We start from the raw sequence: 14,684 nt of genomic DNA, 5'->3' as shown, positions 1-14,684 counted from the left end.
AAAACTTATCATGCAATGAAGAAAATCAGATGGAATCCAAGGTTAGTAACCTCGTTGTTTATTACTCTTTTAATGTGCACTCTCGATTGTCTTGCACAAGAAGTAATAAAAGGGTTTGTGAAAGATGGTAATGATGAACCATTACCTGGCGTATCTGTAGCTGTCAAGGGTGCAACGAATGTCGGTACCATTACAAATGTTGACGGCAAATATAGCATTAATGCCCATAAGAATGACGTATTGGTATTCTCCTATATCGGAATGGTCAGCCAGGAAGTCAAAGTAGGTAATAAGACGAATATCAATATCACTCTTAAAGAAGATGTTTCCTCGCTGGATGAAATCGTAGTGGTAGGCTATGGAACTCAAAAGCGCGGTAGTCTGACCGCCGCCATATCTACTGTCTCCGATAAAGAAATCCTTAAAGCCCCAACCATGGGAATCAGTAATATCATCGGTGCACGTGTTGCCGGTATTTCCGCCGTACAAGCCAGTGGACAACCCGGTGCGGATAATGCCTCCTTGTCCATACGCGGGCAAAGTGGTATTATCTATGTTATTGACGGCATCAGAAGAAGCGCAAGTGACTTCAACGGACTCGATCCGAATGAAATAGAATCTGTGTCTGTATTAAAGGATGCATCAGCCGTAGCCGTTTATGGTCTGGACGCAAATGGAGCATTCATTGTCACAACCAAAAAGGGACAAACAGATAAAGTCACCATTAGCTATACAGGTACTGTGGGCATCAGCCAGAATGCAGAAGAACAAGAATGGCTCGACGGACCGGGATATGCTTATTGGTACAATAAAGCCCGTCTTCTACAAGGTGATACGGAAGTGTTTACTGTCGACATGGTGCGCAAAATGCGCGAGGGTGTCGACGGATGGGGAAATACCAATTGGTACGATAAAGTATATGGAACCGGTGTTCGCCAACATCATAATATTTCAGCATCAGGAGGAAGTGAAAAGATTCGTTTCTTCACATCTATCGGTTATCTGGAGGAAAAAGGAAATATAGATAAGTTCAAATACCGTCGAATGAATCTTCGTTCTAATATCGATGCACAGTTGGCTAAAGGACTTAGTCTGTCATTAGGTGTTTCGGGGCGTATAGAAAAACGGGATGCTCCCAAATTTTCTGCCGATCCGGATGATTGGATGAATATTCCCCAACAGGTATGCTATGCTTTGCCATACGTACAGGACACTTATGAATATAATGGGAAAATATACGATGTTTCAACCCCGACTTCCGGTTCTCCGGTAGCTCCTATCGCATCCATATACGATTCAGGATATAACAGGTCCAACCAATCATATATGCAGTCTAATTTCAGTCTGAAATACGACACACCTTGGCTTAAAGGATTAAGTTTAAAATTCCAGGGAGCGTACGACTTAGTTCATGGGATGACTAAACAGTTGACCAAGCCGAATGAAGTCATGATTATGGATTTACCTAATGCAGCCACTACCACACTCACCTACCATAAGGACTACAGTGTTTTGAAAGATACACCTATATTATCCGAATCGGCATCACGCGCCCAAGAGTTCACTACGCAAACCAGTATCACGTATGATAACAAATTTGGAGATCACTCGATCGGAGTATTATTGCTGGCCGAAACACGGGAACGTAATAGCAACAATCTCGGTGTAACGGGAACCGGATTAGATTTCATTCAGTTGGATGAGTTGAACCAAATCACAGGATTCACCAAAGAGGGGAAAGAGCAACCTGCTATACCTTCGGGTAGCAGCAGCCAGACACGTGTAGCCGGTTTTGTAGGTCGTTTGAACTACAATTACGCTGACAAATATTATTTGGAGGCTTCACTACGCCACGATGGTAGTTATCTGTTTGGTGGTATGAACAAACGCTGGGTCACCCTGCCCGGTCTCTCTCTTGCCTGGAGAATCAATAATGAAAAATGGTTTCATGCTACTTGGGTAGACAATCTGAAATTAAGAGCAGGTATTGGAAAAACTGCAACCAGCGGTATCCAGCCTTTCCAATGGAGAAATACGATGAGCACATCCCCCAATTCTGTAGTAATAGGCGGAGCCAGTCAAACAGCTATCTATCCGTCCGTATTGGGAAATCCCAATTTGACATGGGCGCAATGCCTCAACTATAATATCGGAATAGATGTAACTTTATGGAATGGATTATTAGGAATGGAACTGGATGCTTTTTATAAATATGAATATGACAAATTATCTTCTGTAACCGGTTCGCACACTCCTTCTATGGGAGGCTATTATTTTTCAACTGCCAACGTTAATAAAGCAGATTATAAGGGTTTTGATGTCACCTTTACACATCAGAACAGAATCGGAAGTTTCAGCTATGGAGCCAAATTAATCTGGTCATACGCATACGGAAGGTGGCTCAAATATGCAGGTGACTCTGAAAACACACCGGAATACAGACGACTGACCGGAAAGCAAATCGGTTCGAAAATGGGATTCATTGCCCAAGGATTGTTCCAGAGTGAGGAAGAGATAGCCAACTCCGCTACCATGCCCGACCGACCGGCTTATCCCGGATATATCAAGTATATGGATAGAAATGGAGACGGTATTATAACCGTCAATCAAGATCAGGGGTATGTAGGTAAAAGCTCAAGACCGACCCACACAGGTTCTTTCAATTTATTTGGTAACTGGAAAGGATTCGATTTTGATATTTTGGCATCATGGGGGCTTGGCAGCGATGTTGCATTAACCGGAGTATATACGGCAACCGGTTCATCCGGAATCCAAAGCGCTACGGCCTTCACGCGTCCATTCTATCAGAATGGCAATGCACCAGTCTATCTGGTGGCAAACTCCTGGACACCCGAAAATACAAATGCAGAGTTCCCTTGTCTGGAAATCAATCCGAGAAGTTTGAATAACGGGCTGGCCTCCACATTCTGGTATCGTAACGGAAACTATTTGAGAATAAAAACAGCGCAAATAGGATACAATTTCCCTAAAAAATGGTTGAGTCCATTGGGAGTGGAAGCTCTTCGCCTCTATGTTGAGGGATACAACCTTCTGACTTTCAGCGCTGTGTCCAAGTACAACATCGACCCGGAATCTCCAGCTGTAAACAATGGATATTATCCGCAACAAAGGACTTATACACTTGGAGCTAAAATCACATTCTAAAATATACGCTATATGAAAAAGTTATGTATTAATATATCACTCTTCTTTATGTTGCTGACTTTAAGTTCGTGCAACGACTGGCTGGATGAAGTAAAACAAACGACTACCGTTAGTGATGAAATCATCTGGCAAGATGAAACCCAGGTTGACAAATATGTGAATAGTTTCTATCCCCTCCTGCATGATTACGGTCAATTTGGGGAGGCCCAATTCTACGGAAGTTTTACAGAAAGTCTGACTGACGCATTTAAGTATGGTTCATATACGCTGGGACACAGAGCCGGCCATCCTAATCTTTATGTACTAACACCGGATGCTATCTCTCCGGATAACTGTCTATACAGTATCTGGCTACGTTCAACAGCATACAAACAGATCCGAGAAACAAACCAATTTCTATCTCTACAAAGAAAATATTCCGAATTTTCAGCAGACAGAAATAAGCTTTGGGAAGCTCAAGTACGCTTTTTCCGTGCATTTGTATATTTCCAGTTAGCCAAAAGACATGGAGGTGTCATCTTGTATGACGATCTGCCGGTATCAACTAATAAAGCCCGCAGCAGTGCTGAAGAAACCTGGCAATTCATAGCCGACGATCTTGATTTTGCAGCCAATAATTTACCCAAGGAATGGGATGCGGCAAATAAAGGGCGTATCACCAAAGGAGCAGCCTATGCTCTGAAATCGAGAGCAATGTTATATGCCAAACGTTGGCAGGATGCCTATGATGCTGCTAATAATGTAATTGCACTCAAACTATATGGTCTGACGGACAAATATGAAGATGCATGGAAAGGGAATAATAAAGAAGCGATTCTGGAGTTTGATTATGATGCTGCCAACGGGCCTAATCATCTTTTCGACCGATATTATGTACCACAATGTGATGGTTATGACAATGGTTCAACAGGAACTCCTACCCAGGAAATGGTAGAATGTTATGAAAGCAAAAATGGAGAAAAGATAGACTGGACACCCTGGCATGGCATTACTGATGAAACTCCTCCATACGACCAACTGGAACCTCGCTTCGCCGCAACTGTAATCTATAGAGGATGTACCTGGAAAGGGAAAAAGATGGATTGCAGCCTTGACGGAAAGAATGGTGTGTTTATGCCTTACCGGGAACAGGGTACTTCATACGGCAAAACCACAACCGGTTATTTTTTAAGGAAATTGTTAGACGAAACGCTGACAGACGTCAAAAATGGGAAAAGTGCCCAACCGTGGGTTGAAATTCGCTATGCCGAAGTTTTATTGAACAAAGCAGAAGCAGCTTATCGACTCAATAAGATCGGGGAAGCCCAAAGTGCAATGAATGAGGTACGCGCCAGAGTAAAAGTGAATTTACCGGGTAAATCCTCTACAGGCGAGGCTTGGTTCAAAGATTACAGAAATGAAAGAAAGGTTGAACTAGCCTATGAAGGTCATTTATTCTGGGATATGCGTCGTTGGGAATTAGCCCATATTGAATACAACAACTATCGCACACATGGCTTCAAAATCATTGGCGCTACCAATACATACGAATATGTTGATTGCGACGGGCAGGACCGCAAGTTTATAAAGAAATTATATGTCCTTCCTGTACCGTCTGAAGAATTGAAGAATAACTCATTGATTGAGCAATATGATGAATGGAAATAACAATAAAACTCTTAGAACAATGAAAAACAAAATTATATCAATCATCCAGGCATTAGTTCTTCTATGGGGAGTAACTAGTTGTCACAGTCCTGAAGAGTTGGGTTCTGACATTCAACGCGAAGGTATCAACAGCATCACTGCATCGTTTCCGAACGATGACAGCAGCGAAAATAGTTTCAAAGGTGAGATAGATTATACCAATCATTCAATCACATTTGTTTTCCCATACAATTATCCCAAATTGTCGGATAATGTATTGCCGACCTCTGCACTAAAACGGGTAAGATTGAGTGCCAGTTTAGCGAATAATGTCAGTGTAACTCCACCATTACTTTATATGGATCTTACCCAAGACAACTATATCACAGTGAAAGATCAGACCTCCGGGACTAGTACCGAATTCAAAGTAATAGGTGAAATCCGTAAGAGCAACGAATGTAGTATCACCAAATTCGATATTCCTGCCATAGGGCTATTGGGAGTCATTAATGAAAACGAAAAAACAATTTCATTAGTAACCATAGATAATGTAGGGGAGCAGATAGCTAACATTGATATCTCACATGGAGCAACATGCAGTCCCAATCCCGAAACAGAAGCACTAGACTATGAACAAGAACAGACTATCGTCGTCACAGCACAGAATGGTATAGATAAAGCAACATATACGGTAAAAAAAGATATTCCGCAAAAAACTGTTGCAGGTATTCGCCAAGGAAGCGGTAAGCTACTATGGTCTAAAAGACTATCTGAAATAAGCGGTATTCTGCTACCGGGTAAAGTGACCGGACTTGCAGTAGTCGACAAATATGTTGTCATCAACGAACGTGCCAATGATCGTGCCATTTACTTAAATAGCCAGACCGGAGAAATAGCAGGTTCTATGGATATCAGCCAATTTGCCGGTGATAATTCAAACTTCCATGCAACAGCAGATCGGGGAAATAATATTTTATTCTGCAGCTATACTCCATCAGGAGGTACTTTCACCGTATGGAAAGCTAATGGAGTGAATGAGAAACCACAGAAATATATTGAATATAAAACTGGCACTAATATAAGATTTGGTTGGAAGATCTCTATCCAGGGAGATTTGGATGCCAATGCCCTTATCACAACTCCGGTATTCCAAAAAGATAGTAAAGTACAATTCGCCCGCTGGCGTGTCATAAATGGTACTTTACAATCACAAAGTCCGGAATTTGTCATTATGAGTTCCTCTCTACTGACTTCAAACTGGATTAAATGGGCGGATGTGATTTATGCTGATGACACCGACACTCAAAGTGACTATTTCTTGGCCAGCCATGTCACAGACACTTCTGCCAAACGCTATTTCTACTGGTTTAAAGGAACAGACAATAGCATAAAAGCGGCAAATACAGGTGCTCCGGGTAACACAATTATCAATGCCGTAGACTATGCCGTGTTCAACAAAGTACCTTATGTCATTTACAATCATGTAAATAGTTTCAACTATGCCGTAACTGGTTCTGATGCTGTCCGTATGTATGACCTTAGCAGCGGTTCATTCGATAACCAGATAGTAGTATGTCCGGACAAGATATATGGAGGTCTCGAGAATTCCGGTCAAAACACCGAAGGAACCGGAGATGTCGTATTTAAAGTTGCCAAAAATGGTTATTATCTATACGTTTATCTCGTATTCTCTAATGGAGGCATCGCCTGCTACCAATATGACTGTATTGATATGTAATACAAACAACCAGTAATCAACCTTATAATATACCACTAAATATGAAATTAAAAAATTTATGGTTAATAGCAGTTGCAATACTCATATACGCTTGCAATGCAGAAGAAACGAGATCATGGGAAGTTACTTTTGATCCAAATAAGCCCAAAGATCCAAATGAACAAAGCATTATTAATGTGGCGGCAGGCAAATTCTATAAAATGAATGTTGTAGCCAACAGTGCCTATGCTGATAAAGCCCCTCTCGATCCCTGGACATCCGGCACCAAACTGACGGATGAGGAGACCGGTACCCTCTCGACTAAAAACAGAGGAGTCGGTTGGGATGCACAAACTGTAGAAGTAATAATTGATTTGGGATCATTACGCAATATCACAGAAGTATCAGTACATGCTATTTCCGATCCGACATCACAAATTGTATTCCCTACTCAAATAGAAGTATCAACCAGCAAGGACAAAAGCCAATGGGAAAAAGCAGCCTCACCAATTACCTATTCCGACAGCAACGGAAAGTCGGACGCTTGGGGAAAAACAGACTTTAGTAATGTAGCATGCAGATATGTGAAAGCGACTCTCAAATCTTCAGCTTCCACCAGTACGATGATGCTCATCGACGAAATCAAGGTAATGGGAGAATTTCATAATGACATGAAGTACGTCCCCGAAAAAGGGTGTTATCATGGAGCATTCCCACCATTATACGGATTCGATCCGGAAGACCGCGAAGGAAGTACTGACCAGTGTGCCGTTGCCTTATTTGAAAAATTGGTGGGAAAGCAACTATCTATGATCTTATGGTATCAGAATATGGAACCGGGACGAAATTTCAGCGAAATGCAAACAGTACGTGAGAAATACTGGGGAAAAAACTATCAGGGCAAATACCGATTCTTCCTTTACGGATGGCTGCCCGTCATTCCCACCCAACAAATGGCAAATGGCGAACTCGACGATTTTCACAAATCATACTTCGCCGAAGTAGCTGCCCAAAAAGTACGTGACATGGGACCTATCTGGTTCAGACCAGCCAACGAAATGAATGGAAGCTGGACTCCGTATTACGGAGATCCCACAAACTATGTCAAGGCTTGGAGACGTATGTATAACATTGCAGAACAGTTGGGTGTCACTGCCTACAATGTCTTCGTATGGTCACCCAACAGTGTAAGCATGCCAGGTACAGAAGCAAACGCAATGAAAAACTATTATCCAGGAGATATGTATGTAGATTGGCTGGGAGTAAGCTGTTATCCACCATCGCTTAGTGCTACTTATCCGGAAGAAAGAAGATATCCGCTCACACTGATGCAAGGAATCAAGCAGGTATCGGCAGACAAGCCTATCATGATTAGTGAAGGAGGATACTCCAGCACATGCGACCACCAGAGATGGGTAAGAGAATGGTTTAAGCTGAAGGATGAAGAGCCACGTGTCAAGGCCGTCGTATGGGAGAATCACGAAAATGCAGAGAATGGTGACCGCCGTCTGCAAAGTGACCCTCTGGCACTTGAACTGTACAAGGAACTCGTCCAGGATCCTTACTGGCTTGATCTGATCCCGGATGCTGTGTACAGTGAAATTGAAACAAGAAAGAATAATTCAAAATAATCAAAGACAACAAGTATTCTAGTATGAAAAGACTGACTCCATATAGCTGGCTGATTCTGATTATATTCTCCTCCTGCCTGACTGGTAATAAAGTAGCAAGTACTGATAAACAGATAGAAAGTTTATTATCACAAATGACTTTGGAAGAGAAAATTGGAATGTTGCACAGTAACACGATGTTTTCAAGTACCGGTGTTCCAAGGCTTGGCATCCCCGACCTGCACTACTCCGACGGACCTCACGGAGTAAGATTTGAGGGAGTAGCCAATGGGTGGGAATCCGCCCGATGGGATAACGACGCATGTAGCTATCTACCTGCATTAAGCGCCTTAGCATCTACTTGGAACCGTGATCTGGCACAGCTATATGGAGAAGTTCTTGGAGCTGAATGTAAAGCACGCGGTAAGCATGTGAGCCTGGCTCCGGGAGTCAACATTCACCGTTCCTTACTCAATGGACGTAATTGGGAATATTTCAGCGAGGATCCTTTCTTCTCCGGTGAACTGGCTGTTCCATATATACAAGGAGTACAGTCACAGGGAGTAGCCTCTTGTGTGAAGCATTTTGCTCTGAATAGCCAGGCATACAACCAGTACAAAGTGAGTGTAGAAGTAGACGAACGCACCTTACACGAAATTTATCTTCCGGCTTTTGAAGCTGCCATACAACGAGGTGGAGCCATGGCAGCCATGGCGGCATATAACAAGGTTCGAGGGTTGTGGTGTACGGAAAGTCCTTATCTTCTTGATACTTTACTTCGTGATGAACTAGGATTTGACGGATTAGTCGTATCAGACTGGAATGCAGTCCATAACACAGAGCGAACAGCTCTGTGTGGTATGGATGTCGAAATGGGAACAAGCATCAAAGAAAATGGGAAATATGCTTTCAATAAATATTATTTAGCCGATCCTTTATTGAAGAAAGTACGTAATGGAGAGATTCCGGAAGAAGCTGTCAACAAAAAAGTACGTAATATTCTGAAATTGATGATTCGACTTGATTTAATAGGACAAGCTCCTTATGACACCACAGGCATGGCAGCCAAACTTGCAATACCTGCCCATACTAAGGCTGCCAGAGAAATAGCGGAGGAATCATTGGTATTATTGAAGAATTCCAAAGATATGCTACCACTAGACCCTGCACAATACAAGAATGTCGCAGTGATTGGCGCAAATGCGACCGAAGTATTTGCAGCAGGAGGTGGCAGTACAAAACTTAAAGCTAAATATGAAGTTACTCCTTTGGAAGGGCTACAAAATCTTTTAGATGGAAAGGCCCGGATCGAATATGCACCCGGTTATCAATTGAGTAAAAAGGCGTATAAGGTTGGCCATTGGTTCACGAACGAATTTGATAAATCCGATGAAGAGCTATATAAGAAAGCAATCAATACAGCTGCCCAAGCAGAATTGGTAATCTATATAGGTGGAACCTCCCACGAACATGGTTCTGACTGTGAAGGGTATGACAAGCCGAATTTAAAGCTTCCCTACCAACAGGACAGATTATTAAAAGGTATCCTGGAGGTTAATCCCAACACTGTAGTGGTACTAATCTCCGGTGGCCCCGTCGAGATAGGAGAATGGTATAATGATGCTACGGCATTACTGCACGGCAGTTTTCTAGGGATGGAAGGAGGAAATGCACTAGCACGTACATTGTTTGGAGAAGTCAATCCTTCGGGAAAACTGACTACTACCTGGTGTAAGCGTCTGGAAGATATGCCTGATCACGTATTTGGAGAATATCCGGGTATAAACGACACCGTCCGTTTCAAGGAAGGGCTTATGGTCGGCTACCGCTACTTCGATACTTACCGTGTAGTCCCCCTATTTGAATTCGGTTATGGATTATCCTATACCACTTTTACTTATTCAAACATAAAGATGAAACCTGTATGGAAAGACTCAGACACAGAGTTTGCCGTATCATTCACCGTTACTAACACAGGAAAACGATATGGCCAGGAAATTGCACAGTTATATTTGCATCAAAACAAATGTTCTGTAGAACGCCCGTTTAAAGAATTAAAAGGGTTCACTAAGGTTGGCTTAAAACCGGGTGAATCCAAACAAGTCACTATCAAGTTACCGCGCCGCGCCTTACAATACTACGATACCGAAAGCAAACGCTGGAAAGACGAACCGGGTATGTTTACTGTATTAATAGGCGCATCGTCACGGGACATCAAATTACAGAAAGATTTCGAACTGAAAAAATAAAAACACATGGGAAACAATAACCTTATAAGCAGCAAAAAGACATACTACATATCAATTGCAATTCTGGCAGGGATGTTCTTTATCTTCGGATTTGTGTCGTGGGTCAATGCCATACTGATTCCATACTTCCGCATATCCTGTGAACTGACACATTTCGAATCCTATTTTGTCGCCTTTGCATTTTATATCGCCTACTTTGTAATGGCTATCCCCTCGGGAGTACTTCTCAAGAAAGTGGGATTCAAGCGAGGTATTATGTATGGTTTTATGCTTACCGCCTTAGGAGCTTTCTTATTTGTTCCGGCAGCATTAGCCCGTCAGTTCGAGATATTCCTGGCCGGTCTGTTTTCCATCGGTACCGGATTAGCCATATTGCAAACTGCTGCTAATCCTTATGTCACTATTATCGGTCCTATTGATAGTGCCGCCAGACGAATCAGTATTATGGGAATATGCAATAAATTCGCAGGTATCGTCTCACCACTCATATTTGCTGCATTGATATTAAATGTTACCGACAAGGAGCTTTTTGCCACTATAGAATCGGGGACTTTAGACATAGTCACAAAGAACGCTATGCTTGACGAATTAATACAACGCGTCATTGTGCCTTATGCTGTTCTAGGCGTTATTTTACTGTTTACCGGTATCGGTATCCGTTACTCCATTCTGCCTGAAATCAACACAGACGAAGAAAACAGCACGGAAGATACAGGTAGCCACCATCACACCAGAAAAAGTATTTTCGACTTTCCTTACCTTATCTTGGGAGCAGTGGCTATATTTCTTCATGTAGGAACACAAGTTATCGCAATTGATACAATCATTAATTATGCCAATTCGATGGGTATGGACCTGCTCGAAGCTAAAACATTTCCCTCATATACATTGGCCTGTACTATGATTGGTTATCTGCTGGGGATCCTGTTAATACCCAAATATGTTTCACAAAAAAATGCACTTATAGGTTGTACCATCATCGGATTACTCCTTTCATTCGGAGTTGTATTTGCAGATTTTGAAGTAACTCTGTTCGGTCATCATGCCAATGCCTCCATTTTCTTTCTGAACGCATTGGGTTTCCCGAATGCTTTAATCTACGCAGGTATCTGGCCACTTTCCATTCATGGACTAGGGAAATTCACCAAAACCGGTTCCTCTCTTCTTATCATGGGATTATGTGGCAATGCCATTCTGCCTCTGATATATGGTCATCTGGCAGATATGTATAGTCTGCGTTTCGGTTATTGGGTATTGATTCCCTGTTTTTTATATTTGGTTTTCTTTGCAGTTAAAGGTCATAAAATAGACTCCTGGAAATAAATTAAAAACGAAATAATATGGAAAGACTCATCATAACAAATGGAAAACTCATCCTGCCAACAGGCATAGAAATGGGCCAAACATTGATATGCGAAAATGGAAAAATTGAGCAGATTATTCCCAATGGAAGCTATCAACCGCTCGTCGGTGACAAGGTAATAGACGCCCGTCAGAATTATGTTTCACCAGGATTCATCGACATGCATATCCACGGAGGAGGAGGACATGACTTCATGGATGGTACTGTTGAGGCTTTTCTCGGAGTGGCCGAGACACATGCCAAGTATGGTACTACCGCAATGGTTCCCACCACACTCACCAGCACTATTGAGGAGTTAATGACGACGTTTACCGTATATCGGAAAGCCAAAGAAATGAATATCAATGGTTCGCAGTTTATCGGTTTACATTTGGAAGGACCTTACTTTTCACCGAAACAATGTGGTGCGCAAGACCCGAACTTCCTGAAAAAGCCGCAAGCAGAAGAATATAATGCCATTCTGGAAGCCTCAAAAGATATTATCCGTTGGAGCGTAGCTCCTGAGTTGGAGGGTGCTCTAGCACTAGGGCAAACTCTGCAACAACATCATATTCTCCCCTCCATCGCTCATACCGACGCGATTTATGAAGAAGTTGAGAAAGCCTTTACAGCAGGTTATACACATGTGACCCACCTTTATTCGGCCATGTCATCAGTGACCCGCAAAAATGCTTTCCGCTATGCCGGAGTAGTAGAAGCCACCTACTTGATTGAAGATATGACAGTGGAGATTATTGCCGATGGCATACATCTTCCGAAACCCCTGCTCCAATTCGTATACAAGTTCAAAGGAGTTGATAAAACAGCCCTCTGCACTGATGCCATGAGAGGAGCGGGTATGCCGGACGGTGAATCGATATTAGGTAGCCTCAACAACGGTCAGAAAGTCATTATCGAAGACGGAGTGGCCAAAATGCCGGATCGGAAAGCTTTTGCCGGTAGTGTTGCAACAACCGACCGACTGGTTCGAACCATGATATATTTAGCCGGTGTTCCTCTCATTGACGCCGTCCGTATGATGAGCCTGACGCCCGCCCGTATTCTTCATATTGACAAAGAAAAAGGTTCTTTAGAAATCGGTAAGGATGCCGACATAGTCATTTTTGATAATCAAATAAATATAAATAATACAATATTAAAAGGCCATGTTATCTATACTAAATGAAACGAAGACCAAAGTTTTTCAGCAGGAACAATTAACAGTTCGAATTTTCCCGTCCATTCAAGAGATGGGCAGTGCAGCCGCAAAAGAAGTCGGCGACCAAATTTGTCGCTTATTGGAAAGCAAACCGGAAATAAATATGATTTTCGCCGCTGCCCCCTCACAAAATGAGTTTTTGAGTCATCTGATTCATGACAAACGCATCGACTGGACCAGAATAAACGCTTTTCATATGGATGAATACATCGGTATACATCCGGAAGCCCCACAAAGTTTTGGACATTTCCTTAGAATTCGTATCTTTGACAAAGTTCCTTTCAAGAAAGTCAACTATCTGAATGGCCTGGCGGAAAACCTTGAAGAGGAATGTCAGCGATATGCAGACTTGCTGACTAAGCACCCGGTTGACATCGTTTGTCTGGGAATTGGAGAAAATGGGCATATTGCTTTCAATGATCCGGATGTAGCAGACTTTAATGATCCCAAACTTGTGAAAGTAGTTGAGCTGGATCCAATATGTCGCCAACAGCAAGTCAATGAAAAATGCTTCATGACACTAGACTTAGTACCCAAAGAAGCTTTAACACTCACGATACCGGCTTTGCTAAAAGCTGAATGGATGTTTTGCATCGTCCCGTTCAAAAATAAAGCTCAAGCAGTCTATCAGACTGTTTATGGTGAAGTTTCAGAAAAATGTCCGGCCAGCATATTGCGAAGAAAAGAAAATTCTTCGTTATATTTGGATCCGGAAAGTGCAGAAAGAATTAATTTATAAAGGATTATGAAAAACAGAATCTCACTTCTTCTTATACTACTGGCTATCAGCTTCAGTATACACGCACAAAAAGTTATGCGGATCGGAATTATTGGTCTGGACACATCCCATTCCACCGCTTTCACCGAATTGATTAATAGTGGTTCGGATGAGACCTTTTCCAAAGGTTTTAGGGTAGTAGCAGCGTATCCGTACGGTTCAAAGACTATTCAATCCAGTTACGAACGAATCCCCGGATACATTGAAAAGGTCAAAGCAAATGGCGTGGAAATCACCTCATCAATAGCAGATTTACTGGAAAAAGTAGACTGTGTCCTTTTGGAAACCAATGATGGCAGACTACATTTGGAACAAGCCGTCGAGGTATTCAAATCAGGTAAGATATGCTATATTGACAAACCTATCGGAGCTACTTTAGGAGATGCAATCGCTATTTATGAAATGGCAGAAAAATACAATGCACCTGTTTTCTCCTCTTCTGCTCTTAGATTTACTCCTCAAAACCAGAAATTAAGAAATGGAGAATTTGGCAAAATCCTTGGAGCCGATTGTTATTCTCCTCACAAAGTGGAACCAACGCATCCGGATTTCGGTTTCTATGGTATTCATGGAGTAGAAACATTATACACAATTATGGGGACAGGATGCGAATCAGTCAACCGGATGTCTTCAGATAGAGGGGATGTAGTAGTAGGACGATGGAAAGATGGTAGAATCGGAACTTTCAGAGCGATTATAAAAGGACCGCAAATTTATGGTGGAACTGCCTATACTTCAAAAGGAGCAGTAGCCGCAGGAGGTTACCAAGGTTATAAAGCGCTTCTTGAGCAGATTCTTAAATACTTTCAAACAGGAATTTCACCTATATCCAAAGAAGAGACAATCGAAATATTCACTTTTATGAAAGCATCCAATATGAGTAAAGCAGAGAATGGAAGAATTGTCACATTGGAAGAAGCTTATCAAAAAGGTTTGAAAGATGCACGAAAACTAATCAAAACCTATAAAAAGTAAGAG

The 14,684-nt window shown here is 42.1% G+C and carries 9 protein-coding genes; all 9 read left to right on the top strand.

Annotated elements, in window-relative coordinates:
* Positions 1–15: 15 nt before the first annotated feature.
* From Bovatus_RS18060 to Bovatus_RS18020, 9 genes are read left to right on the top strand one after another with little or no spacing between them, the layout of a single operon-like run.
* Complete coding sequence (locus tag Bovatus_RS18060; RefSeq protein ID WP_004299620.1) at positions 16–3,165, top strand: SusC/RagA family TonB-linked outer membrane protein; 3,150 nt, start codon at positions 16–18, stop codon at positions 3,163–3,165.
* Positions 3,166–3,177: 12 nt separating this feature from the next.
* Positions 3,178–4,812, top strand: a complete 1,635-nt coding sequence (locus tag Bovatus_RS18055) for a RagB/SusD family nutrient uptake outer membrane protein (RefSeq protein WP_004299618.1) — start codon at positions 3,178–3,180, stop codon at positions 4,810–4,812.
* Between the two features lie 19 nt (positions 4,813–4,831).
* Positions 4,832–6,529 (top strand): DUF5018 domain-containing protein, encoded by a 1,698-nt coding sequence (locus Bovatus_RS18050; RefSeq protein WP_008998011.1) that lies wholly within the window; start codon positions 4,832–4,834, stop codon positions 6,527–6,529.
* Positions 6,530–6,570: 41 nt separating this feature from the next.
* Positions 6,571–8,139, top strand: a complete 1,569-nt coding sequence (locus Bovatus_RS18045) for a glycosyl hydrolase (protein WP_004299609.1) — start codon at positions 6,571–6,573, stop codon at positions 8,137–8,139.
* Between the two features lie 23 nt (positions 8,140–8,162).
* Positions 8,163–10,367 carry a beta-glucosidase family protein gene (locus tag Bovatus_RS18040; RefSeq protein ID WP_004299607.1) on the top strand — a complete coding sequence of 735 codons (2,205 nt, stop codon included), beginning with the start codon at positions 8,163–8,165 and terminating at the stop codon, positions 10,365–10,367.
* Positions 10,368–10,373: 6 nt separating this feature from the next.
* Entirely contained in the window at positions 10,374–11,690 is a 1,317-nt protein-coding gene (locus tag Bovatus_RS18035) for a sugar MFS transporter (protein ID WP_004299605.1), read from the top strand.
* A 17-nt stretch (positions 11,691–11,707) separates the two neighbouring features.
* On the top strand, positions 11,708–12,895 hold the full coding sequence (gene nagA, locus Bovatus_RS18030; protein WP_004299603.1) for an N-acetylglucosamine-6-phosphate deacetylase: 1,188 nt from the start codon (positions 11,708–11,710) through the stop codon (positions 12,893–12,895).
* Entirely contained in the window at positions 12,876–13,667 is a 792-nt protein-coding gene (locus Bovatus_RS18025) for a glucosamine-6-phosphate deaminase (protein ID WP_004299601.1), read from the top strand. Before nagA ends, Bovatus_RS18025 begins: the two co-directional genes overlap by 20 nt.
* Before the next feature lie 6 nt (positions 13,668–13,673).
* A complete protein-coding gene (locus Bovatus_RS18020; RefSeq protein ID WP_004299599.1) occupies positions 13,674–14,681 on the top strand; it encodes a Gfo/Idh/MocA family protein in 1,008 nt (335 codons plus the stop codon).
* The last annotated feature ends 3 nt before the right edge of the window (positions 14,682–14,684 follow it).

The organism is Bacteroides ovatus (genome assembly GCF_001314995.1).
GTDB lineage: Bacteria > Bacteroidota > Bacteroidia > Bacteroidales > Bacteroidaceae > Bacteroides > Bacteroides ovatus.
Note: the sequence above shows the minus strand (reverse complement) of the source record. Positions and strands in the feature narration are given on the sequence as shown.